The organism is Parasphingorhabdus sp. NYA22, from assembly GCF_976973735.1.
This window is the reverse complement of sequence record NZ_OZ333477.1, coordinates 25,008-51,053: the sequence shown is the minus strand read 5'-3', so window position 1 is coordinate 51,053 and position 26,046 is coordinate 25,008. Positions and strand designations below refer to the sequence as shown.

At 57.4% G+C, this 26,046-nt stretch carries 18 protein-coding genes; 11 read left to right on the top strand and 7 right to left on the bottom strand.

From position 1 onward, the window contains the following. Positions 1-21 precede the first annotated feature (21 nt). Positions 22-444, bottom strand: coding sequence for a hypothetical protein (locus ACWFTY_RS00230; protein WP_447525397.1), 423 nt, complete (start codon positions 442-444; stop codon positions 22-24). Between the two features lie 135 nt (positions 445-579). Here ACWFTY_RS00230 and ACWFTY_RS00225 point away from each other — a divergent pair, with 135 nt between their 5' ends. Next, complete coding sequence (locus ACWFTY_RS00225; protein WP_447525396.1) at positions 580-1,341, top strand: MmyB family transcriptional regulator; 762 nt, start codon at positions 580-582, stop codon at positions 1,339-1,341. 60 nt (positions 1,342-1,401) lie between these two features. Next, positions 1,402-2,388 (top strand): subclass B3 metallo-beta-lactamase, encoded by a 987-nt coding sequence (bla, locus tag ACWFTY_RS00220; RefSeq protein ID WP_447525395.1) that lies wholly within the window; start codon positions 1,402-1,404, stop codon positions 2,386-2,388. A 33-nt stretch (positions 2,389-2,421) separates the two neighbouring features. On the opposite strand, the gene ACWFTY_RS00215 is transcribed toward bla, so the two are convergent. From ACWFTY_RS00215 to ACWFTY_RS00205, 3 genes are read right to left on the bottom strand one after another with little or no spacing between them, the layout of a single operon-like run. Beyond that, positions 2,422-3,696 (bottom strand): spinster family MFS transporter, encoded by a 1,275-nt coding sequence (locus tag ACWFTY_RS00215; protein WP_447525394.1) that lies wholly within the window; start codon positions 3,694-3,696, stop codon positions 2,422-2,424. Continuing rightward, the gene (locus ACWFTY_RS00210; protein ID WP_447525393.1) at positions 3,697-4,602 is read right to left on the bottom strand and encodes an alpha/beta fold hydrolase; all 906 of its coding nucleotides are present in this window, start codon (positions 4,600-4,602) and stop codon (positions 3,697-3,699) included. An 11-nt stretch (positions 4,603-4,613) separates the two neighbouring features. Next, positions 4,614-6,947: a TonB-dependent receptor gene (locus ACWFTY_RS00205; RefSeq protein WP_447525392.1), complete on the bottom strand. Its 2,334-nt coding sequence runs from the start codon at positions 6,945-6,947 to the stop codon at positions 4,614-4,616. A gap of 124 nt (positions 6,948-7,071) precedes the next feature. Between ACWFTY_RS00205 and ACWFTY_RS00200 the strand changes: the two genes are divergently transcribed. Next, positions 7,072-7,695 carry a TetR/AcrR family transcriptional regulator gene (locus ACWFTY_RS00200; protein ID WP_447525391.1) on the top strand — a complete coding sequence of 208 codons (624 nt, stop codon included), beginning with the start codon at positions 7,072-7,074 and terminating at the stop codon, positions 7,693-7,695. A gap of 69 nt (positions 7,696-7,764) precedes the next feature. On the opposite strand, the gene ACWFTY_RS00195 is transcribed toward ACWFTY_RS00200, so the two are convergent. From ACWFTY_RS00195 to ACWFTY_RS00185, 3 genes are all read right to left on the bottom strand, one after another. Continuing rightward, positions 7,765-9,114 carry an aromatic ring-hydroxylating oxygenase subunit alpha gene (locus ACWFTY_RS00195; protein WP_447525390.1) on the bottom strand — a complete coding sequence of 450 codons (1,350 nt, stop codon included), beginning with the start codon at positions 9,112-9,114 and terminating at the stop codon, positions 7,765-7,767. 52 nt (positions 9,115-9,166) lie between these two features. After that, a complete protein-coding gene (locus tag ACWFTY_RS00190) occupies positions 9,167-9,712 on the bottom strand; it encodes a nuclear transport factor 2 family protein (protein WP_447525389.1) in 546 nt (181 codons plus the stop codon). Positions 9,713-9,781: 69 nt separating this feature from the next. Next, positions 9,782-12,340: a TonB-dependent receptor gene (locus ACWFTY_RS00185; protein ID WP_447525388.1), complete on the bottom strand. Its 2,559-nt coding sequence runs from the start codon at positions 12,338-12,340 to the stop codon at positions 9,782-9,784. A gap of 448 nt (positions 12,341-12,788) precedes the next feature. On the opposite strand from ACWFTY_RS00185, the gene pdxR reads away from it, so the two are divergent. The 8 genes from pdxR (at position 12,789) to gabT (ending at position 25,871) form a co-directional block, all read left to right on the top strand. After that, positions 12,789-14,570, top strand: coding sequence for a MocR-like pyridoxine biosynthesis transcription factor PdxR (pdxR, locus tag ACWFTY_RS00180; protein ID WP_447525387.1), 1,782 nt, complete (start codon positions 12,789-12,791; stop codon positions 14,568-14,570). 140 nt (positions 14,571-14,710) lie between these two features. Next, entirely contained in the window at positions 14,711-15,604 is an 894-nt protein-coding gene (locus tag ACWFTY_RS00175; RefSeq protein WP_447525386.1) for a carbon-nitrogen hydrolase family protein, read from the top strand. A 65-nt stretch (positions 15,605-15,669) separates the two neighbouring features. Next, positions 15,670-18,063 (top strand): TonB-dependent receptor, encoded by a 2,394-nt coding sequence (locus ACWFTY_RS00170; RefSeq protein ID WP_447525385.1) that lies wholly within the window; start codon positions 15,670-15,672, stop codon positions 18,061-18,063. A 47-nt stretch (positions 18,064-18,110) separates the two neighbouring features. Continuing rightward, positions 18,111-19,664, top strand: coding sequence for a tetratricopeptide repeat-containing sulfotransferase family protein (locus tag ACWFTY_RS00165; protein ID WP_447525384.1), 1,554 nt, complete (start codon positions 18,111-18,113; stop codon positions 19,662-19,664). Then, complete coding sequence (locus ACWFTY_RS00160) at positions 19,661-21,814, top strand: hypothetical protein (protein ID WP_447525383.1); 2,154 nt, start codon at positions 19,661-19,663, stop codon at positions 21,812-21,814. The genes ACWFTY_RS00165 and ACWFTY_RS00160 overlap by 4 nt, the downstream gene beginning before the upstream one ends. A gap of 5 nt (positions 21,815-21,819) precedes the next feature. Next, the gene (locus ACWFTY_RS00155) at positions 21,820-22,992 is read left to right on the top strand and encodes an MFS transporter (RefSeq protein ID WP_447525382.1); all 1,173 of its coding nucleotides are present in this window, start codon (positions 21,820-21,822) and stop codon (positions 22,990-22,992) included. A 102-nt stretch (positions 22,993-23,094) separates the two neighbouring features. Further along, the gene (locus ACWFTY_RS00150) at positions 23,095-24,549 is read left to right on the top strand and encodes an NAD-dependent succinate-semialdehyde dehydrogenase (protein WP_447525381.1); all 1,455 of its coding nucleotides are present in this window, start codon (positions 23,095-23,097) and stop codon (positions 24,547-24,549) included. Then, on the top strand, positions 24,546-25,871 hold the full coding sequence (gene gabT / locus ACWFTY_RS00145; protein ID WP_447525380.1) for a 4-aminobutyrate--2-oxoglutarate transaminase: 1,326 nt from the start codon (positions 24,546-24,548) through the stop codon (positions 25,869-25,871). Before ACWFTY_RS00150 ends, gabT begins: the two co-directional genes overlap by 4 nt. Positions 25,872-26,046 lie beyond the last annotated feature (175 nt).

The window sequence follows — 26,046 nt, the reverse complement described above, 5'->3', positions numbered from 1 at the left end:
TTGATGCGGCGCACTGGCGTTTCAGGCCGTGCGTTTCACCAGCAGCAAGGGTGCCAGATAGACGACCAGAAATATAATATTGGGGATGACATTTGGCGCATTGCCGGATGCCACCGACGCGGTGCTGTCGACAACGAACCAGACCAGAAATGTGGTGATTGAACCCTTGCGGATCAGCTCGCTACCCTGTTCTACACCCGGCGCGGTGATGAAGACATACATGGCCATCAGGCCGGCAAATACGCCGCCCGCAATTGCCATCGCCATTTTCGCTTCCGGCGTATCCAGCCCGGCAACGCCATTGCCGCCGGAGGATGCGAGGTGGAAGAATATATCATTGGCGCCGGTAAAATCATTCACTCCGGCGAAGGCAAATAATATGGCGACCAATATGGAAAAACTACCGACGATACGGATATAACGGCCAGTGGCTTGTGGTGACATGATCTTCTCCTCATTCGGTTTCATCACCGGTAAAGCATGTGGTGGTCATCAAAACAATTACCTCTCGGGTAAGTGCATGGGGCGCGATTCATGCTATCGGTTGGTGAGGCTAAGGACAGGATGAGGGAGACGATCATGCCGTCGGAATTTGGTGCGATATTGAAAGACTGGCGCAAGACGCGCCGGTTCAGCCAGCTCGACCTCAGCCTCGAAGCCGAAATGTCCGCCCGCCATCTGAGTTTTCTCGAATCCGGTCGCGCCAATCCCAGTCGTGAGATGGTGCTGCGCCTTTCCGAAGCGTTGCAGCTGCCTCGCCCTGCCGCCAATCAGGCGCTCAATGCGGCGGGCTTCGCGCCTGTCTATCCCAGTCTTTCCGCAGACGCGCCCGAACTGGCCCCGGTCAATCAGGCGATCGCCTCGATGCTCGACCATCATGACCCCTTTCCCGGCTATGCCCTCGATCGCCACTGGAATATCGTCGGCAGCAACAAGGGCGCACAGATGATCCTCGCGATGGCCAGCCCCGACGGGCCGGCCAATCTGATCGACATATTGATCAAATGCGCCGGTCTCGACCTGATCGAGAATTGGGACGAGGTCGCGATCCTCTCCCTGTCCCGCCTGCGCACCGAGATACTGGAACTGGGTGGCGATGATCAACTGTCCGCACTGGCCAGACGGCTGGCGTCGCACGAACGGATCAAGAAGGTCGATATGGGATCGATCAATCTCAACCAGGCGGTGATTCCGACCATCTTCCGGATCGGTGAAAACCGCCTGTCGCTCTTCTCGGTGATCGCGCAATTCGGTTCCGTGCAGGACACCAGAGCCGGAGAGACAAGGATCGAGCTGATGTTCCCGATGGATGACGAAACGGTTCAGTATTTCGAAAGATAGCGCGGACATTGCGCATTCATCCGTGACTCCTTAGCACGTGATGCAACGGAGGAGAGAGACATGCGGTGGACAGCGGGATTAATGGCAGGAACGCTGGCGGCTTGTGCCCCGGTGGAGCAGGATGCAGCTATGGCTCCGCCCGAAACAGACAGGCCTGATACAGAGCCGCTGGATAGCATCGCCAATCCGGTTGATGACGAGATTCCGGAACAGTTTGACTGGCAGCAAAACTTTCCCAGCTGGTACGCCGCCGTCGAACCCTATCAAATCATGGGCAGCGGCAAGAAGGGTCTGTATTTTGTCGGAACCGAGGGGCTCGGCATGTATTTTATCCCCACCGATGCTGGCCATATCGTGATTGACGGAGGGATGCCGGGCGAGGGACGATATGTAGCCGATGCGATCCGCAAGCTCGGCTTTGATCCGGCTGATGTAAAAATCCTGCTCAACAGCCACGCCCATCTGGATCACAGCGGCGGTCTCGCCGAATTGAAGGCTCTGACCGGTGCGAAACTGGTTGCGAGCGAAGGTGACCGGTCCGCCCTGGAAGGCGGATTCTATCTGGGTTCCGAGGATGACAGCGCGATGAACGCACCGCCGGTCGAGGTTGACCGGATCATTGCAGACGGTGAGCAAGTGAAGCTGGGCGATGTCACGCTCACCGCGCGCATCACGCCGGGACATAGCCGCGGCTGCACGACCTGGACCGTCCCGATCATGCAGGGCGGTGCAACCTATCAGGCGCTAATTTTCTGTTCGGCGACGGTCGCTGCCAACCGGCTGGTCGGACCACCGCAATATCCAGGAATAGTCGCGGATTACCGCAAGACATTTGCGATGACCAAAGACTGGAATCCCGATATCTTCCTGACCAATCACCCCGAATTTTCCGGCTTGGCAGAAAAGCGGGAGCGTCAGAAGGCCGGGGATCCGCTTGCCTTTGTCGATCGCCAGGGCTTTCCGGTGATGATGGCCAAGCTGGAGAAAGCGTTTGAAGCGGCTCTGGAAAAACAGACGCTGAAACATAATGCGATCATGAGCGACTGAAGAAATCGAAACGAGGCAGTCGAGCCTGACCGATCAGCCTTCTGCGATCCACTCGCTGCGCAGCGGCTTGGCGGCGAGCGCCATCAGAGCTGCTGCGATGACATAGAAGACCAGCGAATAGAGCATCGAGTAGCGCAGACCGTCTTCTCCGTAGATCGGTGTCAGACTGTCGGAAAGCGCACCGAGGAAGAATATCCCGCCGCCGATACCGATCAGATTGTTGATCAGCAGGAACAGCGCCGAAGCGGTGGCGCGTGCATCCGCCGGAACCAGATGCTGGACCGCAGAGAGGACGGGGCCAAGCCAGAAATAAGCCAGCGCCTGCGGAATCAGGAACAGGATGAAGGCGACGGTCGCCGAACCGCTCATGATACCGGCGGCGAACAGCGGCACTGCAAGCAGGAAAGCGGCCGCTGGAACCAGTCCATAAGCCGCTTTGTCTTTCCGCCCCAGCCAGTCGCCGATCATGCCGCCGCCCAATACGCCGGCAACGCCGCCGATCAGCAGGATAGCGCCAAAGAACAACGATGTATCGATCAGGCTCAGGCCAAAGCTGCGCTGCAGCAAGCTGGGCAACCAGAAGGCAATGCCATAGCCAAGCATCGAACTGGAAGCCGCGCCAAAGGCTAGAAACCAGAAAGCCTTCTTTCCCGCCAGCAGAACCACGGTGCCCTTGAAGCTGTAAGAGGACACAGTTTGGTCGGCAGATACCGGCGCTTTAACCTTGTCGCGGACGAAATATTTGAACAAGGGCGCGATCAGCACGCCGGTAAGCCCGACGACAAAAAAGGCCAGACGCCAGTCGACGGTGGCGGCAATATAACCGCCCGCGATCACCCCGGTGGCCGATCCCAACGGAATTCCAAGCGAATAGATGGACAAGGCCCGCGCCCGCTTCTCGCTAGGGAAATGGTCGGAGATCAGCGCATAGGAAGGGGCAACGCCGCCCGCTTCGCCGATGCCGACGCCCAGCCGTGCCAGAAAGATCGACCAGAAACCCTGCGCCAGTCCGGTCAGCGCGGTAAAACCGCTCCAGATCGCCAGCGAAATGGTGATAACCCAGCTGCGGCTGGTCTTGTCCGCGACCCAGGCGAGCGGTACTGCGAGCGTCGAATAGAGTAAGGCGAAAGCAATGCCGCCGAGCAGCCCCATCTGGGTGTCGCTCAAGCCCAGATCGGCCTGAATCGGCCCCGCGAGAATCGCCAGTATCTGGCGGTCGACAAAATTGAAAATATAGACCAGCAGCAACATGCCGAGCGCGATATTGGGTGAAGTCGTCCGGCTTTTTACGTTTTGTTGGCCTGCCATTTAATGCCCCAATTCCTTGTAGAAGCTATCGATCGCGGCCAGAGCATCGGGTTCATCGAGCATTGGCGTATGGCCGCGATTTTCTATGTCTACAGCGCGGAAATTCTCCGGATGCCGACGTTTCATTTGCGCGACGGTTGCAGGAGAAAGAATGTCGGAAAGCGCACCACGGACAACCAAAACAGGCAGGGCTGACAATATGTCCCAAGTCGCCCAGAGATCAGGAGGAACGGCGCTTTGTTCGCTGCCCGAAAGGCCTTCCGAAATCGCCGGGTCATAAGCGAACGATATTTCGCCATCCGGCAATTCCTGACAGGTATGGCGCGCGAATGCCAGCCAATCCTGTGCCTCAAATCCGATCATGAATTCGCCATGGACGGAGCGGCTATGATCGGCGGCCTGCTGCCAGCTGTCAAAGGGTTCCATCCGGCCTATATAGCTTTGGATCCGTGCAAGACCTGCCGCCTCCACCGCTGGCCCGATATCGTTCAAGATCAGGCTGTCAAACCGTGCAGGAGCCATGGCCGCCATCATGATCGCCATCAGCCCGCCCATCGAGGTGCCGATCATGCCCATATTTTCGAGCTTCAGCCCGTCAATCAGGGCAAACATATCCTCGACATAGACGGCGGGCGTGTAATTTTCCGGATCGGGGTCGTAGTCTGATCGTCCCCGGCCACGCTGGTCGGGGATGATCAGTTGATATTGTCCGGCCAGATGTTCGGCCAGCGCTTCGAAATCACCGCTGTTCCGGGTGAGCCCGTGCATCAGCAGCAGCGGCGAACCTTCCCCGTCATAGATGCGGGCATAGAGGTCCAGCCGGTTGTCTGCGCTGCGGTAGACATGGTCGCGATAGGCAGGCGGACCGGATGATGCCGGTGCCGCCTGCCGATTGTCTTCAGCCATAATTTTCCGTCCTAGAACCGGACCTCGCCGGTAACAAAGATCCGCCGTGGATCGCCGAAAAAGCCTGTCAAAGTGCCTTCCAGGCCCAGGGTCGACACGAACGGTGCACCATTCTGACCACCGGCTACAAAATTATAGCCTGCAACCTTGTAGCGCTTGTCGAACAGATTCTTGCCGTGCACGCCGATCGAGAAACGGTCGCTGTCGTCATTATAGACAAGGCTGGCATCGACCAGCGAGAAGCCGTCCTGGTCGAGGAACGGATTGGGCGATTCAAACTGGCTGGCATCGCTGCGGAAGGATATCGAACTGTTCAGATTCAATATCCCGCTGGCGACAGGCAGGCCAAGATTGAAGCCCATGCTGCCGGTCCATTCCGGGGTGTTCTGGAACACGCGCTGGTCTGCGACATCATTGCCGAATGCATCGATGAACGTGTTATATTTCGCATCGAGATAGCCGATTGCCCAGTGAAAGTTGAAGCGGCTGCCGGCTCCGGCAAAATCCTTGCCGACCAGCGCCCGGCCTTCAAATTCAAAGCCGTTGACGTCGGCGCTGGCTGCGTTGGAGGTGATGCCGGCAAAGCTGTCATTGATACCATCGCCTGTTGTATCGACTCCGACCGAGCCCGGGATCTGGACATCCTTATAGTCACCCTTGAACACGGCGACGCTGATATTCAGGCGGTTGTCGAGCAACGAGCTTTTCCAGCCCAGTTCATAGCTGTCGACGGTTTCCGGATCGAACTGCAGGAAGTCGAAAATTTCAGCAGCGGAAACCGTGCCGTCGAGATTAAAGTCCGGTGTCGCGCTGGTCTGGCCGCGCGGATCAAATCCGCCGCCCTTGAAGCCGCGCGAATAGGTGAAGTAGATATTGTTATTCTCATCCGGCTTCCAGCTGACCGAGGCACGCGGGGTAAATTCCTTGAACGTATCGCTGCCGGAAAAGTCGGAGGTCACCGCAATCGGAATGCCGGAACCGTCAAACTGGTCGGACAAACCGCTGATGAACGTAGTCCGCAAAATCCGCGAGCTGCGCTTGTCACTGGTGTAGCGACCGCCAACCGACAGGCTGAGATGATCGGAAACATCATAGGTGAAATCACCGAATATCGACCAGGTTTTGGTATCGACATCGCCGAGCGTCTGGGCATTGAGACCGGGCAAGCCGATAAGAGTGCCGGTTGTTCCCAATAGTACGTCGAAGACATTGAATGCGCTGGCATCGAGATAATAGGCACCGAGCACGCCGTTAAGCTTGTCGCTCTCGTAGAGAATCTGGAATTCCTGACTGAGCTGGTCATTTTTATATATGACCGGGACGTCAAGATCTGCCGAAGGCAAGCTGTCAAAGTCGATATTGGAAGCAGAACTGTCTTTCCGGTAAGCGGTGATGCTTTTCAGGGTGATATTGTCCGACACAGGCGCTTCGATCAACAACGCGCCGCCATAAGCTTCGACCAGTTGCTCGGGTACCGTCAGGCCGGCCCTGGTATCATAGACATCATCCAGAACCGGTGCGCCGGTCAGCAGGCTGGGTATCAACCTGTGGCCCTGGCGCGGGTCGCTCTCATCGCGGACATAGTCGCCGGACAGACGGACAAAGAAACCGTCATTTTCATATTCCATGCTGCCGCGCGCGGCCCAGACATCCTTGTTGTAATTTTCAACACCAGGCTGCACCAGATTGTCGCCGAAGCCGCCGCGGCTGAGCCGGGCGCCGCTGGCGCCGATGCGCAGATTGTCGGTGATCGGCGCGGAAGCGGTTACCACCAGGTCTGCCTGGTCATAAGAGCCATAGGTCCCGCGGATCTTGACCGCCACATCATCCGGCAGGCGCTTGGAAACATATTTGATCGCGCCGCCAATGGTGTTGCGCCCGTAGAGTGTGCCCTGCGGTCCGCGCAGCACTTCGATCCGCTCGACATCATAGATATCCAGGACCGAAGCCTGCGGCCGGTTGAGGTAGACATCGTCGACATAGAGGCCGACACCGGCTTCAAAGCCCGCGACCGGATCCTGCTGGCCGACGCCGCGGATGAAGGCGGTGAGGGTGGTGTTGGTTCCCCGCGAAACTTCCAGTGTCAGGTTCGGAACGTCCTGGCCAATTTCGGTAATGTCCTGAACGCCGGTGGCGGCAAGTTCGTCGCCGCTGATCGATGTGATCGAGAGCGGAACGTCGACCAGTCGCTCTTCGCGGCGGCGGGCTGTGACGATAATGACGCCATCATCGCCGCCTTGAGTGGCCGATTCGGATGTCTGGGCATTGGCCGTGGCAGGAGCGATTAGCCCGCCCGCCAGACCTGTGATGATCGCTGCATAGCTAACGGTGTGCTGAAATTTCATGAAAGCATCCTCCTTGAATATATGCCTGGCATTTCCAGGTCGATGCCGGGCCTATATTGAAAGTTGAACCATTATTCAACTTAGAAATTTGCTTATCCGGTGAAATGCGGTTAGCCGTGACATTATGGCCACTGAATATACCGAACATACTGAGTCTAAAGGCAAACAGCCGCGCACAGCACGCGGGCTGAAGACCAAACGCAAATTGCTGGATGCGGCGGCGCTGGAATTTGGCGAGAAGGGCTTTCACGAAGCCTCGATCACCGGAATCACGCAACGGGCCGGCACCGCGCTCGGCAGTTTTTACACCTATTTCGATTCCAAGGACGAGCTGTTCAGCGCGCTGGTCAAGGATATGAGCACGCGGGTGAAAAGCCATGCCGCGGGAGCAATGACCGAATGGCAGGACGCGCTCGAACGGGAGAAGATGGCGCTCGAGGCGTTTATGAACTTTGCCCGCGAGCATAAGGAAATCTACCGGATCATCGACGAGTCCGAATTTGTCGACCCGCAAAGCTACCGTTCACATTATGAAGAAACGGCAATGCGTATCTACGAACGCCTGCAGGAGGGCACGGCCGCCGGCGATTTTCGCGGCGGACTGGAGGAGGCTCATGCCTGGGCGATCATGGGAATGAATGTTTTCCTGGGCATGCGCTACGGGATTTGGAGTGAAGAGAAATCGGCGGTTCAGATTGCCGATATTGCCAATGGTATATTGGCGAAGGGCATTGCGAAGAAGGGCTAGCCGTTCGCGTTGCCAGATCCGCACCGGCGAAGGCCCTGGCCCTGTCGGTGCGTCATTGTTTCCGTCGGTCTATTTCGCCATCCAGCTTTCAAGATTTTCGTGGAAGAAGCGGACCCGCCGTTCCTGCCAGGCGAGATAGTCACGCTCGTAGCCGCGCGAGTGCAGTCCGCGCTGCTGGACTTCCCAGACCTCGACATCCTGATCAATGCCCGGGCCCATCGAGACTTCTTCCACGGTGCCCTGTACGTGGGGTGCCGGCACGGACGTGTCGACCCATTCGGCCATGCTCTGCGAATAATAGCGGTCGGTGCCCTCGGGGAAGAGCGTCATATACCACATGTCGAAATAGCATTTTTCCGGATCGCTCTCGTGCGGCCGCGCGCGCAGCCAGATATTGCCGTCCGGCTTGAGGCTGAACGACAGGTTCGGGAAGATCGTATAATGCCAGTGGTCGGTGAGCTGCGAATCCTGATAGCTGGAAAAATCGAAGCCTTTTTCCGCGCCCAGTTCGCGCTTGGCCTTTTGCAGCGCCAGCCGGATTTCACCAGTCTTGCCGTTCCGGTAGTCGTCCGGATCGAGGCCCCAGAACTGGATTTCCTCGGCAAGCTGTTCGAGCGTTTCCTTCTCGCCGCCGCGCAGCGTTTTGGTCGGTCCGGCGCCCGGCATGATCATATGCGCATGGCCCTGCGGATAGAGATCGAACTGGCAGTGATGATGCGAATATTCCATCACGAATTTTGTCTGGGGATGGACGAAGGGTACGTGATAGCTTTCGTTGAAATTGTCCTGGATCAGCTTCCAGTTGAAATTCCCCTCGACCGTGACCCAGTGGGTCCGCTTCATCTTGTCCATCGGATAGGTTTCGATCTGCTCGGCAATCGGTCCGAGATATTCGCGCAGCGGCACGGCATTCTCGTCCATGTTGATCCAGATGAAACCGGCCCAGACCGTGCACTGCACAGGCTTGAGATTGAGCTTGCCGCAGGGAGAGCCCTGCAAAAAGTCGGCCTCGTCGGGTACGGCCTTGAGATTGCCGGTAAATTCATAGGCCCAGCCATGATAGGGGCAGGTCAGTCTTTTGCCCCGGGCATTGCCCTGTTCACCGGTGACCAGCGGCATGCCGCGATGCTGGCAGACATTGTAGAAAGCGCGGGTCTCGCCATCCTCGCCGCGGATACAGACGATGGTTTCCGGTCCGAAATCAGCGGTGATCCAGTCCCCGGCCTTTTGCAGCTGGTCGGCGACACCGGCAATCTGCCACGTTTTGGTCCAGATTTTTTCCCATTCCTTATCCGCCCATTCTTTCGAATAATAACGATCCGGCGTGATCGGGGTGTTGCGGAATTCAGGGTCGCGCAATTTGTCGGTCGTGGCCTTGAGGGTTGCATCGGACCGGTCTTCACTGATGACATTGGACATTTGACTATCTCCTGAAAATTTTCGGTTTTGGACTCATTTTAACATGAAAGGGCTAGCGGGCGAAATGCTGGTAGGATGGATCGGCTTCCCCGCGGGCGCCGAAACTGTAATCGGGCATATTGGCGCGGTCCCAGACATCGGTCGACGGGCTGATGCTGCTCCAGTCATAGACGGCGCCGCGATGGGCCATGCGCCATTCGCCGTCACGGCGTTCGAAACGGTCGAGATAACGGCCGGCGGCAACCATGAAATTGTCGCTGTCGTCCTCGGCGGGAATCGCGTGATGCGCGATGAAATAACTTTCGCCATAGGCAGTATCGCCGTCCAGCTGGATCAGGACATTGCCGACCATATGCTGGGTGCGGTGCATGCCGGAAAGGACTTCCATCACCCAGGGAGTAAAATCCCTGGCGCTGCCCTTGTAGCTGCCGTGGTCATCCGTCGCATCGGGATGGAACAGCTGATCGACCAGCTCGGCGTCACAGCGGTCGATCGCCCGCGCCATACGATGCACCAGTTCGGTGCAGTCCTGCTTGTCGAGCATGTCGGAGATGCGCTGCTCGCGCGAGGGTGCTGATCGCGTTTCGGCTGAAGTCATGTTCCAGTCTCCTCTTTTGAAGCGGCATGGCGATCCGCAAAGACCGCCATGCCTGTATCCACGTGCCGTTTAGAAGCGCACCGTGCCCTGCAGGGTCACCGTCCGCGGGAAGGCGCCATAGCCGATATTATCGCCCGGTATTGCCGCCGCCGTTCCGGTTCCCGAGCCCGTCGAAGGGGCCGTACCACCACCGGTGAAGTAGAATTTATTGGTGAGGTTCTTGCCGATCAGCGCCAGCTGCCAGCGGTCGTCCGCCGCCCCGATGCGCAGACCCGCATCGAGAATGGCATAGGAGGACTGCGTGGTGCCCGGATCGCCGAAGCTCGACGAGATATAGGAGTCGCTATAGCGCATATCGACATTGGTGCCGAATTTCAGATCGGACGACAGTTCGGTCTCGTAGGAGACACCGATGGTGCCGGTCCAGTCCGGCGCCGCCGAAGTGGCGCTGCCGCTGAGATCCTGCGACGGCACGCCACCGACGACCAGCGAACAGCCCGCAGCGATCGACTGGCCACCATAGCAGGGAGCGATGAAGTCCTCGTAGCGCGCTTCATTATAGTTCAGATTGCCGCGCAAGCGGAGGCCAGGGATCGAGTAAGGCGCATATTCCAGCTCTAGCTCGACGCCTTCGCTGCGGGCGCTGCCTGCATTATAGGTGATATAGGCAAAGATCGCGCTGTTGAAAAAGTCGACCTGCAGATCGGTATATTTGTAATTATAATAGGTCAGGTTGGCCTGCAGCTGGTTGTCGACCAGATTGGACTTGATGCCGATTTCATAGCCCTTGCCCTTTTCCGGGTTGAAGGTAAGATCGCCTTCGGGATCGGGAGACAGGGCCGAGTTGATTGCGCTGTTCGAAAAGCCGCCCGATTTATAGGCCACCCGATAGGCGCCGTAGAGCATGATATTGTCGGCCGGTTTCCACCGCAGGGTGAAATCCGGTGACCAGTCGTTGAACGTCTGGTCGCCGTAGATCGTGCCGTTTGCCGCCGCGCTTGCCGGCAGGAAAAGCCCCTGCAGACCGGCATTGACATAAGGCTGACGGAAGCTGCTTTCCTTGGTTTCATGAATATAGCGGACGCCGCCTGTGGCTTCGAGTGTCGGCGTGATCTGCCACATTGCCTGGCCATAGCCGGACAGCGTCTCGCCTTCGGTTTCCGACTCTTTGGAATAGGCGACATAACGGTTCTGCGCCGAAGCGGTCGAATCTTCCAGATTGGCGAACATCACCGCCTGGTAGAAGTTGCGCTTGGTCTTCTGGTACAGGGCGCCAACCATCAGGTTCACTGGCGCGTCGAAATCGGTCAGCGCGCGCAATTCCTGACTGAAAGCGTGATAGGTGGCATTTTCCGTAGCCCACACCCCGGCGCTCAGAAAGTCGCAGTCGCAGGCGAATTTGTTATTGTTCCAGTTATAATTGGTGATCGAGCTGATCGTCACATCGTCGAGCGCATATTCGAGCGATCCGGTCGCCGCCCAGCTTTTATATTTGTTATACAGCCCACCGTCATCGCGTGCGAAGGGATAGTCCTGCGCAATGTCGAGCGGAAAATCATTCTGGTGCGTGACGAAGCCGCCATCGCACGGATAATTGGGAGCATTGGCGGTCTGGCCCGTCGGGCAATTGGTGGCGACATAGTTCCAGCCATTGCCGACCGTGCGGTTATAGCTGCCGGAGACCTTGAGCTTGGCGGTCAGGCGGTCGTCCGGTTCATATTTCAGCGTCACCCGGCCGATCAGCTCGCGCTCCTGCGGTGCTTCCGTTGCTGCCGGTGCCGCCGTGTGCGGGTTGGTGACGCCGGTGGCGACATCCAGCGTCGGATAGTCGATCGTCTGCTGCTGATTTTTATAATAGCCACCCCACATGCGCGAGCCGCGAACGGCCACCCGCACGCCCAGAGTGTCGGTCAGCGGTTCCGAGATAATCGCTTCGGCAAAGGCGCGCTCGGCGGCAAATTCATAGCCGACCCGGCCGATATATTCCGAATCCAGACCCGGATCGGCTGTGGTCAGGGAAATCACGCCGGCGGTCGCATTCTTGCCGAAGAACAGCGACTGCGGGCCCTTCAGCACCTCGACCCGGGCAAGGTCGAAAAAGCCTTCGTTGATGATCCGGCCCTGACCGTAGTAGACGCTGTCGACAACGATCGCGACCGACTGTTCGATGCCGATAGAGGTGGCCGACGAGCCGATCCCGCGCAGGGTGAGCTGTGCACCGGCGCCATTGGAGGCGCGTGCAATGGTGAAGTTCGGAGTCGCCGCGGCAATTTTTTCGAGGCTCGACAGGTCGCGCTGCTGGATTTCCTCGGCGGTGATCGCCTGGACCGACACCGGAATCGACTGGACCGTTTCCTCGCGCCGACGGGCCGTCACGACGATCGCCTGAAGTCCGCCGGACTGTTCCCTGATTTCCGCTTCGGGCGAGTCGGCTGAGTCGACAGCGGCCTGATTCAATATCGATGGAACGAGACTGTTGCCGGGCTGGATTGCATCGGAACCGCTTTGTGCCTGAGCACCGGTGCCCGCTGCTGCTTCCTGTCCATAAGCCGCTGTCGGCGCTGCCAACATGGCCGCCACGATGGATGTTCTATAAAGTAAATCTGCACGCAAAGCGGTTTTCGCCATTCCGATATCCTCCACAATTTTTTGGTGCGCTTTTGCGCTTGGTAGGAAGGTATCTGACTGTAAATATTTTGCGCCTAGCAAAAATGCCCTAACAAAATAAGCAGCCAGTAAGCTAGACAACAGGATGCCGCCGTTACTTGGTGAAATAGGGGGGCACTATTATTGTTGATAGGGGCTATATTGACGAATTCGAGTCCGGCTTTTCCCGGCTCGCTTTTCACGAACGTCCGGCTCCGTCCCCCAAATGGCGACGTTCCCGGTAGTATGTCCCCCATCACTGACCAATGATTTTCATTATCCGCTTTTGTTTCTATGATGAGGCTGAACGGAAACTTCTTGAAACCAAGATTTCCCATCCTCATTTCGGCCGAGCGCTTGTCCCATGATTAAAAAATCGTCGAACTCAAAATCAATCGCGTTACTGCTGCGGCTTGATCCGGGGAGCAGCTTGTCTCTGCAGGCTCAGCTTCGTACGCGCATCATTGAGGCGATCAACGCTTCGGTTCTGACGCCGGGCAGAAAGCTTCCGTCCTCGAGAAAACTTGCCGGCGAGATCGGCGTTTCCCGCAACACCACTTCGCTCGCCTATCAACAGCTCGTGGCCGAGGGGCATTTGGTTGCGCGAGAGCGTAGCGGATTTTTCGTGGCGGAAAATCGTGCGCCAGTGACCAAGGTCGCGACAGTCGTCGCCAACGCGGGTAGTGATGATGGAACGGTTTCTTTTGCCCGCGGCATGATTCGCGCCCAGGTTGGCGCTGCGGGTGGTTTCCGCTGCCCTCCTGACTGGCAAAAATATCGCTATCCGTTCATCGACGGGCGTTATGATCGCTCGCTCTTTCCGGTGGCCGAATGGCGCGAAGCCAGCCGGTTCGCGCTGGGCGTCCAGGAAATCGATAAATGGTCGATCGACAATGGCGATTCCGATGATGAGATGTTGGTCGAGGAGATCCGTACCAAATTGCTTCCCCGTCGCGGCATAAGCGCGCAGCCCGATGAGATTCTTATCACCGCGGGTGAGCAGCAGGCGTTGCATTTGCTGACCGAGCTTTTTGCCAGACCGGGCGTTTCGATCGGGATGGAAGAACCGGGGCTGCCCTCGATGCGCGAACTTATCGGTCTTCGTGGTGCCGACACCCATTATCTGGAAGTGGATGAAGAAGGTCTGGTTGTCAGTGATACCATAGGGGAATGCGATCTGGTCCATGTTACGCCGAGCCGTCAGCGCCCGACCGGCGTGACCCTGTCGATGCCGCGCCGCGAGGCTTTGCTAGCCGCAGCGCAGAAACACGATCTGCTGATTATCGAAGATGATTTCGAATGCGAAATGAACTATCTCCGCGATGCCTTGCCCGCTTTGCGCGCGATGGCCGGTGGTGAGCGCGTCCTCTATGTATCGGCCCTCTCCAAATTGCTGTCTCCGGGCATCCGGATCGGTTATCTGGTCGGTCCTGCTGACGTTATTGCCGCCGCACGGCGTCTCCGCGGCCTGACCACAAAGCGGCCATCTCCGAACAACCAGCGAACGGCGGCCTTTTTCCTGTCTCTCGGCCATTACGATGCCATGCTGGGGCGGCTGAACCGGACATGTGAGGAACGATTGATTGAACTGCGGGATGCCCTGAACCACTATCGTCCAGAATCCATTGCTATTCCGCCGGTCGACGGCGGCACCGCCTATTGGGTCAGCGGGCCTGAAAGGCTCGACGCCGACCGTCTGGTGCAAGCGGCGCAAGCACAGGGCATGCTGATCGAGCCGGTCGTCGACTATTTTGCTCACCAGACCGGGCATAAGAATATGTTTCGTCTGGGGATTACCAGCCTTCCGAAAAACAGCATCCGTCCCGGCGTGGAATTGTTGTCAAAGATCATGCGGGAACTGAACGACGGAGAAAAGATACACGCTGGCGGAGAGCAATCCAGGCTGGACAATGGCGCGCTGAACAGTCTGATTCCCGGTCTGACGTTACTGTATAAAACCGTATATGGTGAGCCGTGTACGATCGAGGTTCTTAACGAGGGACAGCTGGTCGGCAGGGCCGGATATGCCAATGAGGACCGTGATACCGGCAAGTGGTGGATCGAGGGCGACCGCTGGTTCCGCCAGTGGGATCGCTGGGCTTATGGTGAAGCAGCGAGTTTTCCCATCAGGATCGAGGGCGATATCCTGTCCTGGCTGGATGAGGATGGCCGGACGGTTGATACGGCCCTTATCGTCCCGCCACAATTGTGATTTCAACCGGCCGGTGCCAAAACTGGCACTACAAAAGGTTATGAACTGGACCTAATGCAATTGTCAAAATTCTGTAATCACTAGGGATGGATAAACGAACCGTCCGTCTTGAGAGGTTCGCCTGATCGCAGAAAGCCCTTATGTCGACATTGGGAATAGCCTCCATTCAACTTGCCGGCGGCAAGGACAATAATATCGATTTGCTCGACACCGAGTTTCGGTCGATTGCCAAGCGATTTCCGTGGGTGGACATGATGGTTTGCGGCGAGCTGGCAGTTCACGGCGCCAGCCCGAAAAATGCTGAACCGGCAGGCGGGCCAACTGAACAGAGATTCAGGAAAATTGCACGCGAAACCGGCAAGTGGTTGATACCGGGATCTCAATTTGAAGCGCGCGGCGATAAAATTTTCAACACGTCGCTGGTGATTGATCCGCAGGGCGAGATCGTTGCCCGCTATGACAAGATGTTTCCCTTCCTGCCCTATGAAAAAGACATTGCATCGGGTGTTGAGCCGGTGGTGTTCGATGTACCGGGTGCCGGACGGATCGGGATCGCGATATGCTACGACATGTGGTTCCCGGAGGCGATGCGGACATTGGCCGGAATGGGCGCGGAAGCCATCATATTGCCGACCATGACCAATACCATTGACCGCGATGTCGAGCTTTCCATCGCGCGCGCCAATGCCGCGGTCAACCAATGCTATTTTATCGACGTGAATGTCGCTGGCGAGCAGGGCAACGGCCGTTCGGTATTCTATGGCCCCGGCGGTGAACTTCTCCACGAATGTGGCACGGAGAGGGAGGTTTCGGCCTTTGAGATCGATTTCGAGCAGGTCCGGCGTGCGCGCGAACGCGGATGGCATGGTCTGGGCCAGGTGCTCAAAAGCTTTCGCGATGCGCCGGCGCGTTTCCCTTTGCATGAAAGCAGGGAAGCCCGGCAGCAGGCGATGGGCGGACTCGGGGAATTGCGCCTGCCGGAATCTCAAAATGCCAGTCTGTCGAAGTCTGTCGACGAGACTTCAGGAAATTGAATTCACGCACAGAAGATCGCCAAAAATGGCTTGGTAAAAATATTCGAACGAGGGAGAATTTGACAATGACCGGGAATGTGAAGCGTAAATGGGTGATGATGTCGTTATTGAGCGGGACAGCTTTAACCCTGTGCCTGCCTGATGTCGCTCTGGCGCAGGCAGATGGGCAGGAAGTGGCGAACGATGGCGCAACGCAGGAGCGTAATGTCATTGTCGTGACCGCAACGCGGCGCGAGGAAAGCATCATCGACGTACCGTATAATATCTCTGCGATCAGCGGCGATACAATCGAAGCTGCCAAAACTTTCGACAGCGCCGAATTGCTCCGCTCCGTTCCAGGCGTGGGTGTCGTTGACCGGGGGGCACGCAGCGCCGGTACCGTTAACCAGGTTCGCATTCGCGGTCTGAACGTCGACGGAAATGGTCTTGGCGATTATTCGGTATCATCCGTTGCGTCGGTCTCAACCTATATCAACGACACACCGATTTTTGCCAACTTCCTGCTACGCGACCTCGAACGGGTCGAAGTGTTGCGCGGACCACAAGGTACGCTTTACGGTTCAGGGGCGCTCGGTGGCACGGTCCGTTATATTACCCGCGATCCGGTACTTGGCGAATTTGGTGGCTCGATCAGCGGTTCGCTGTCGAACGTCGATGGAACGAGCAAGTTCGGCTACACGCTCGATGGCGTGCTCAATGTACCGCTGGGTGACACCATGGCGCTCCGCGTTGTCGGTAGTTGGGCCGATTATCCGGGTATTACCGACTATGTGAACGTCTATGAACTCGACGCGGACGGCATACCTGTTGCGCCCAACGGCGTTCTTGCGCCCGAAGCCCAATATCGCGTCGCGAAGGACGCTGATACGGTTGAGCAATGGATGGTTCGCGCGACACTGTTGTGGGAACCGAGCGACACGGTCAGCATCAAGGCGCTTTATACGCATCAGGACGATGACGTCGGTGGCCGCCGCGCGCAGACGGTCAACAGCGATGGTTTCGGACGGCCCTACGGGCGCTATGAACAGGGTGCGATCCAGTTGGAACCAGCGCAAAGCAATGACGATATGGGCGCGCTGGAAATCAATGTGGATCTGGGCTTTGCGACCCTGACCTCGTCTTCATCCTATTATGACCGTGAGGGTGAAAGCGTCAGCGAGAATACCGGATTTTATGCCCAGGCCGGGTTTCTGGGCTTCTATTACAATTATCCACGGCCAATGGCCTCGGCGGTTCGCGGCTATGCCGACGAAGCTTTTGTCCAGGAGCTAAGGCTGGTGTCGGATACCGACGGGCCACTCGACTTCATCGTCGGTGGTTTCTATCGCGACCAGAAAACCCAGTCGACACAGCAGAGCTATTTGCGCGGATTCAAGCGCTGGTATGACGCGGCCTTCCCGGCCTTCGCGGCCTTTGTCACCGGCGACAAGGATTTCGACTATCGCAGAAACGAAAAATTTGAGGAATTGGCGGTATATGGCGAGTTAACCTGGCATGCCACAGACACGCTGGATCTGACCGGCGGCGTGCGTTATTTCGACAACAAGTCGGAAAATACCACCTTCATTGACTTACCGCTCTTCACCGGTGTGTTCGCGCCGACGACGGCTTTCTTCGAGACCAGCGAAAATGACGTGCTGTTCAAGGGCAATATCTCCTGGCAATTTGGCCAGCGTGACCGACTATATGCCACGATATCGGAAGGGTACCGGCGCGGCGGCACCAATGCGGTCCCATTGACGGGTACTTTTGCCGAAAATCCGAACTGGCAGACATATGAGGCGGACAATGTCGTCAATTATGAAATCGGTGTGAAGGGACAGAGAGCCGGAATTGTTTATGATCTCAGCCTCTATTATGTCGACTGGAAGGACCCGCAACTGAACACGGCGACAACCAATTGGGGCTTCTTTGCAGTCCAGAACGGGGATTCAGCCAGAACCATGGGGCTTGAGGCTCAGGTTGACGGCTATATCGGGGATCGCGTCCATTACACTCTGGGTTACACCTATACGGATGCGGAGCTGACGTCAGACTTCTTCGCCCCCGACAACGCGGTCACGCCGATAGCGGTTGACGGTGCCCGCTTGCCTGGCGCGCCCAAGCATATGCTGAACTGGGCGGTGGACTATACCGCACCAATTTCGGACAGCTGGTCGCTCTATACCCGGCTGGACGGCAATTATCAGTCAAGCTCGCGCAACGGGGTTGGCGTATCTCCGACATTCAATGTTCCGCTTGAGGGCTTCTCGCTCTGGAATGCGGTGGTGTCGCTTTCCAACGAGAATCTGACCGGCTCGCTATGGATGAAGAATATCTTTAACGAAGAGGGTATCACAGGTATATTTACCGAGGCCTATATGGGAACGGCACCGGCGAGCGGCTATTTCGGCAATGCCAACAAGCAACTAATCTCGCTTCCGCGGACAATCGGTGTTTCTGCAACTTATACATTCTGAGGGGAGGCGGCCTGCATGACTCACATAACGGCCGCCTCAACCACCCGATGCGTATGAACCCCGATTTCCAGCGTCGTCTCCAGGAGGCCGACCGCCTGCTTCGCCAACGCCAGCCGCAAGCTGCAGAAGCTATCTGCGCTGCGCTGCTGAATGAAGCCCCCGGGCATCGGGAAGCATTGCTGATTACCAGCCGTGCGCGTCAGATGCGCAATGACTGGGATGGCATGCTTGCGCATGTTGATCGGGTGCTGAAAGCCGAACCCGGTGATATGGCAGCGCAGTTGATGCGCGTCGAAGCGCTCAGCGCATTGGGCGAAATTGTTGAAGCCCGGGCCCAGCTCGAAACAGCCAAACGCCAAGCCAGGCAGAATGCGGGGCTGCTTGGCCGGATCGCCGAAATGGAGACGCAGTTGGGCGATCATGCCGCTGCCCGTGAAACGCTTGCGAAAGCGCGCGTTCTGGCGCCAGATGACCCGGCGATTTTATATAATTTTGCGTCAGCCGAAATTGCAGTCGGGGAAATGGATGCCGCAGAGACGCTGCTCGACCAGCTGATCGAAACTGCGCCGGGCGATTATGACGCCTGTTATAACCGGGCGACCGTCCGAAGGCAGACGATTGACGATAACCATATTGACGATCTGATAGCGCGTTTGTCCAAAGTTTCAGGGAACGTCGCCGGTGAAATTCAGCTTTGCTATGCTTTGGCAAAGGAACTGGAAGATATCGGCGAATTTGACCGGTCATTCGCTTATTTGTCCCGCGGAGCAGGTGCCCGTCGTCGCCAGATGGCTTATCGGGTCGAGGATGATATCTCGACAATGGAAGATATCGCTGCCGTTTTCGACAAGGATTACTTCGCCGCATCCGGTGAAGGTTCGAACGGTGAAGGCGCAATTTTTATTCTTGGCCTGCCGAGGTCAGGCACGACGCTGGTTGATCGCATCTTGAGCAGCCATCCGGAAGTGAACAGTGTCGGTGAAGTGAACGATCTGGCCTTGGCTATCACCCGTTTGTGTGCGGGCGCGAAAAGCAAGGAAGAGCTGGTCCGGCGTTCCGCGGCGATTGACCCGAATGCATTGTCGGCGGCCTACCGGAATTCGACGACCCAGCGATTGCCCGACAGCCCGAATATCATCGACAAGACGCCGTTGAATTTCCTCTATATCGGCCTGATTGCCAAGACCATGCCTGCGGCAAAGATCATCAATCTTGTCCGCGATCCGATGGATGTCGGCTATGCCATGTACAAGACGCTGTTCCGCATGGGCTATCCCTTCTCCTACGATCTGGAGGACATCGGCCGCTATATCCGAGCCAAGGACAGGCTGATGGCGCATTGGGAAGCCGTCCTGCCCGGAAAAATCATCAACGTGCATTATCAACAACTGGTCACCCGTCAGGAAGAAGAAAGCCGTAAGCTGGTTTCGGCTCTGGGGCTGGAATGGCATCCGGATTGCCTGGCCTTCCACCAGAACAAAAGCCCTTCGGCTACAGCAAGCGCGGCTCAGGTTCGTCAACCCATATACTCGTCTTCGGTCGGCAAATGGAAAGCCTATGAAAGCCAGCTCGCTCCTTTGGTGAAGGTGTTGAACGCATGATTATCCCGCGCTTGGCCATCGTTCTGTCGTTCATCATGGTGATGACAATATTGCCGTTGACGCAAGCCCATGCACAGGAGCTGCTCACCGAAAATTTCGAACAGAGCGCGGGCGACTGGGCGATCACGCCTGGACGCGGTTCAGCGCAAATCACGACATATGCCGATAATTCTTCCTTGCAGCTTGTGCGCGATGCTGCGGCGGTGCGCAGCTTTGCTCTTTCCGGTGTGAGCCGGATCGACATTGCCGCGTCTTTTGCCGCAAGCGGTCTGGAGGGGAATGACAGTTGCCTGATCGAATTCTCGCCAGACGGGCAAAGCTGGTATGAAATTGGCCGCATCGAAGACGGCAAGGATGACGGGCTGTCGCTGCATCCTGTCAGCGGTACCGTCGATATCCAGACTGGTACGGACAGAGGTTATATCGGCGTCCGGGTTGCTGGTAACGCGGACAATGACATTTGCTGGGTCGACAACATCAGGGTGGTTGCAAGGCCGTCGCCCAGTGATCTGTCGACGATCATCCCGGATCAATCCTTCGATCGCGGCACGACGCCGGACCGGCCTTTCTCTACCGATGCCTTCAACCGCCCCAGTGATGCCACGCAGCCGACGCACAGTTTTGCCGGACGCTTACATTCCGCTGGCACAGCGATGTCGCACTTCATGCTGCTGAAAGATGACTTTGACTATGCTGCGAGCAGCCAGAGCATCAGGACATTGCCGCCATTCGCAATCGATCTTTTGCAAATTGATGATGAACTGGTTCCGCTGGTGCGGACGCCGATTGCCGGCAACCATCAGGACTGGGAATGGATTTTCGCGCCCGGGAAAGTCTGGGATGACCCGGCAGACAAGGGATTGACGCGAGCGGTGCTGCCATTCGCGCTGATGGAACGCAACGCCAATTGCATTCACAATGGTCTGGCAAGTTTCCGTTTCGATAGCCAGGGCACGATATCGCATTTCGTCTATCAGATCGGGTCGGAAACCTGCGCCTATACGCAGTTCGATGCCTGGGGCGCTACGCCGGTCACTTATGTTCCGCAGCCGATAGCGCATTCCGAAGATGTGGTGACAGCCTATCATGCGGAGAAAGCGGCGAGACTGGAGAGGCGGTCGATCGATAGTCTGCCATCCGATGTCGCAGATATGTTCGGGTCCGAGGAAGAAGTGGCGAGCGATGCGATGACCGCGTTCGGCTATATCGCGGACGGCATTCATTATACCGGCGGGTGCGATACGCGTTTCGGCAGCTATCTCTATTGCGATTCGCTGGTGCTGCCGTCTTATTCCTGGGCAAAGTCGCTGGCCGCCGGCATTGGCGCGATGCGACTGGAAAAATTGCATCCCGGCGCGATGCAGTCCCTGATCTCGAATTACGTTCCTGCCTGCACCGGAGCACGCTGGCGCGGAGTCACCTTTGCCGATGCACTGAACATGGCGACTGGTGTTTACAATTCCGGCGGGCATGAAGTGGACGAGCAATCGGCTGAAATGCGAAGCTTCTTCCTTGCCGACAGCCATGCTGAAAAGATAAACACCGCCTGCACCGCGTTCGATCGTCAACAGGAGCCGGGAGAAAAATTCGTTTACCGGACCGGCGACACCTATATTCTCGGGGTCGCGATCAACGCGTTTCTTCGCGAAAAGACCGGCAACCCTGCGGCCGATTATTATGCTGATCTGCTCGAACCGATGTGGCGCGGACTGGGCATGAGTCCGCTGATCATGAGCATCCGCAGAACTTATGATTCCGAACGGCAGCCGTTCAGCGGATGGGGCATGACCTTGTTGCGCAACGATATCGCGCTGGTCACCACTTTTCTGCAGCGCGGCGGGACCATCAATGGCGAACCGGTCCTGGACAAAAAAATGCTGAACGCAGCGCTCCAGCGTGATCCCCAAAATCGCGGGCTCCGGGCCGTAATCGACGAACAGCGTTACCAGAGCGGTTTCTGGGCCTGGAATGCGGGCTCTGCTCTCGGTTGCAAGGGTGATGTCTGGATCCCGGCTCTTTCCGGCTTTGGCGGCTTGTCGGCTGCGCTGATGCCGAACGGGCCGGTTTATTATTATATCAGCGATGGCGGGGCCTTTGCTTGGCGCAACGCCGCCCGGGCATCCAACCGCCTTCACCCCTTTTGCGAGTAATCAGCATGATCGATTCTCAGGATACCGCACGTCGTTGGCCGACAGCACCGCCCAATGGCGTGCTGGCAGGTATCATGCTTTCCTTTCTGGCTACGGCGGGCCTGTTTTACGTCAATATCATGGCAGCGATCGTTGACGGGCTGAAAAACGGGCTGGGTTTTACCGACAGTCAGGCGGGGAATGTGGCCGCCGCCAATATCTACGGCGCGGCGCTCGGCGCACTGGTCGCCATATTTCTCATCAAGCGTGTGTCCTGGCGCTATTTTGCGACGGGCCTGTTACTGGCGTTGATCGCGATTGATCTGGCTTCGATGGCGATTGTGTCACCAATGGCAATGATCGGAATTCGGTTGCTGCACGGCATCGCCGGGGGCTTGCTGGTCGGCCTGTCCTATGGGGTGATAGCCCGCGTGGCGAATCCGGACCGGACATTCGGCATATTGCTGTTCGTGCAATTCGGCCTCGGCGGTCTCGGTGTCATGACACTGCCGCGGCTGGTGCCGATATATGGCGCGTCGGTGCTGTTTATCGCGCTTATCCTGTTCAGTCTGGCCACCCTGTTCATGCTGCCGTTTCTGGATCGCTATCCGGCGAATGATGGGCGGAGCAAAGTGATTGCCGGACCGATAAGCTGGAAACCGCTGCTGCTTACGCTCGTTGCGATTTTCCTGTTTCAGGCGGCCAATATGGGGCTTCTCGCCTATATCATCGGGCTGGGCATCGATTACGGTCTTGAGCGGGATTATGTGTCCACCGCTCTCGGTCTGGCCACCTGGGTTGCTCTTGCCGGGCCGCTTGTAGTTATTTTCATGGGCGTCAGGTTCGGCCGTTTCTGGCCTCTCGCCATTGTCATGCTGCTGACCCTGCTGGGCACCGCTGCCTTTCTGTGGAGCGCCAATCCGGTGATGTACCTGCTGGCGAATTGCGGCACGGGCATTACCTGGGGAATGGTCATGGCCTATCTGCTCGGCATGGCGGCCCAGTTCGACAAAGCCGGACGCACGGCGGCGGCAGCGGGCTTTGTTTCAAAAGTTGGTCTGGCTTCCGGGCCGCTGGTCGTGGGTCAAATGCTGGCTGCAGGCTTTTCCTATGCGGACATGCTGTATGCGGTTTTCGTCCTGCTCGTTCTCAGCATGGTGGTCATGCTCTTCCCGGCGGCGATATTGGACCGCAAATGACAGCAGGATTCTGGCACCATGTTTTGGTGCCAACTGGCGCTGTCACTGCCCGCTGCAAAGCGGCAAAACGCATTATTGGTACCATCCGGAGCATCTCAGAACATGATTTCTAGCGCCTATCTCAAGCATGACGCTTACATCGACGGCGAATGGATTGCTGCTGCCAGTGGCAAGAGCTTTGCTGTCTACAATCCGGCCGACGGAACCAAAATTGCATCGGTTGCAGATTGCGGGACGGCTGATACCGAACGGGCCATTGCAGCGGCAGACAGGGCTTTTGGCTCTTGGTCAGCGCTTACCGCTTCCGCGCGGGCAGAAAAGCTTCAGGCATGGCATGCTTTGATGCTCGCCCATGAAGAGGAACTGGCCAATATATTGACCGCCGAGATGGGCAAGCCGCTGGCGGAGGCAGTCGGCGAAATCCGCTATGGCGCGAGCTATCTCGAATGGTATGCCGAAGAGGCAAAGCGCGTTTACGGCGATGTCATCCCGCATGCCTCCGGCGATGTGCGTGCGGTTGTCGTGAAACAGCCGATTGGCGTCTGCGCCGCGATAACGCCCTGGAATTTCCCCAATGCCATGTTGATGCGCAAGGTCGCGGCGGCGCTCGCAGCGGGCTGCACGATGGTGGCAAAACCCGCCGAAGACACACCTCTTTCCGCGCTGGCGATTGCGGCATTGGCCGAACAAGCGGGTATCCCGCCCGGCGTTCTGAACATAGTGCCGACAAGCGGGGCGGCGGAAGTCGGTAAAGCCCTGACATCCAGTCCAATCGTGCGGAAACTGTCGTTTACCGGATCGACCGAAGTTGGACGGCTATTGCTGGAGCAATGCGCTCCGACGATCAAGAAAGCATCGCTCGAACTCGGCGGAAACGCGCCGTTCATCATTTTCGATGATGCCGATATCGATGCGGCGATGGAAGGGTTGATGGCATCAAAATTCCGCAATGCCGGGCAGACCTGTGTGTGTGCAAACCGCATTTTTGTGCATCGCTCGGTTCATTCGCAAGTAGTACGAAAACTGGTCGAACGCGTGAAGCGGATGAAGGTCGGGCCGGGTGCTGGCGCCAAAAATGATATCGGCCCGCTGATCAATATCGCCGCCGTCGAGAAAGTCGAAAAGCTGGTGGCGAGTGCCCGCAGTGCAGGCGCGCAGGTTTTGCTCGGGGGCGGTCGCCACGAGGCAGGTGGCCTTTTCTTCGAGCCGACAATCCTCGACAATATCAGCAATGATATGGAGATTGCGCGGAACGAAATATTCGGTCCCGTCGCGACGCTCATTCCCTTCGACAGCGAAGCGGAGGTCATCGCCCTGGCCAACGACACACCTTATGGCTTGGCCGCCTATTTTTACAGCCGCGACATCGGCAGAGTCTGGCGCGTAGGTGAGGCGCTTGAATATGGAATGGTCGGGATCAACCAGGGGATAGTCTCGTCCGCAGCGGCACCGTTCGGCGGCGTCAAGCAGTCCGGCCTTGGCCGGGAAGGTTCGAAATACGGGCTCGAGGATTATCTGGAAATGAAATATCTGTGCTTGGGAGGCATTGCGGAATGAACATATCAGCCAAAGTGGAAAGCTCTAATGAAGTGACCGGCAACGCCGCATGGCAGGCGCGCAAGAACGCGGCTATCGCCAGAGGAGAAGGCAATGCTGCGCCGATTTATGTTGATCGTGCCCGGGGATCGGAAATCTGGGATGTCGAAGGCCGGCGCTATGTCGATTTCGGAGCCGGAATCGCGGTCTGCAACACCGGTCACATGCATCCGAAGATCCATGCAGCGGTAACCGCGCAACTGGAGCGGTTCAGCCACACATGTGTCATGGTCACGCCCTATGAAAGCGCCGTCATGCTCGCCGAGCGGTTGAACGAATGTGCGCCGGGCGACAGCCCCAAGAAGAGCATGTTCGTGACAACTGGCGCAGAGGCCGTTGAAAATGCCATCAAGATCGCTCGCGCCCATACGGGCCGGCGCGGTGTCATAGCCTTTGACGGCGGCTATCATGGACGGACGATGATGACCCTGGGCCTGACCGGCAAAGTGACGCCCTACAAGAATCGCTTTGGCCCGTTTCCCGGCGAAATTTACCGCGCGCCCTTCCCGGTTCCCTATCACGGAATCAGCACGGAAGACTCGCTACGTGCGCTGGAGATCCTGTTCAGGACCGATATAGAGCCACGGGACTGTGCTGCGATAATCGTCGAGCCGGTGCAGGGAGAGGGCGGATTTTATCCGGCTGCGGACGCGTTTCTACAGGCGCTTCGGCAGATTTGTGACGAGCATGGCATCCTGTTGATTTTCGATGAGATCCAGACCGGCTTTGGCCGTACCGGCAAATTTTTTGCCGCCGAACATGCGGAAGTGGAAGCGGACCTGATGACCGTTGCCAAAGGTCTGGCAGGCGGCTTCCCGTTGGCTGCGGTGATCGGGAAACAGGAAGTTATGGATGCGCCTGAACCGGGCGGCCTGGGAGGCACCTATGCCGGTTCGCCGATCGGCTGTGCTGCTGCGCTTGCCGTGCTCGATGTGATCGAAGAAGAAGGCCTTGTCGAGGCATCGGTCCATATTGGCCAGGTCTTCGGCGAACGGTTGCTTGCGTTGCAGGCAGAATTTCCGGATCGGATTGGCGATGTGCGCTGCGATCGCGGCGCAATGATCGCGGTTGAACTGGTTGAAAATGGTGATGCCAACTTGCCAGACGCGATCCTGACAAAAACCATAGTGACGGCGGCCTATCAGAAGGGACTGATTGCTTTGACCTGCGGGGTTCGCGGCAACGTCTTCAGGTTCCTGCCGGCGCTGACGATCTCGGACGCGCTTATCCATGAAGGGCTGGATATTTTCGAAGAATGTTTTCGGGATGCTCTCACTAAATAGAGAAAAGTCTGAAGGCTGAAAATTGATCTCGGCTTGAATCGGAGGGATTGCAGGCAAAGGCGACTCTCAGGAAGAAACTTCGGCGGTCGGAACAACGATAATTGGGCGCGAAGCAGACGCTGGCTCGAATTTCGATCGCGGCCTCATCGCATTGGGTCGATAAGCCAAAATGTTT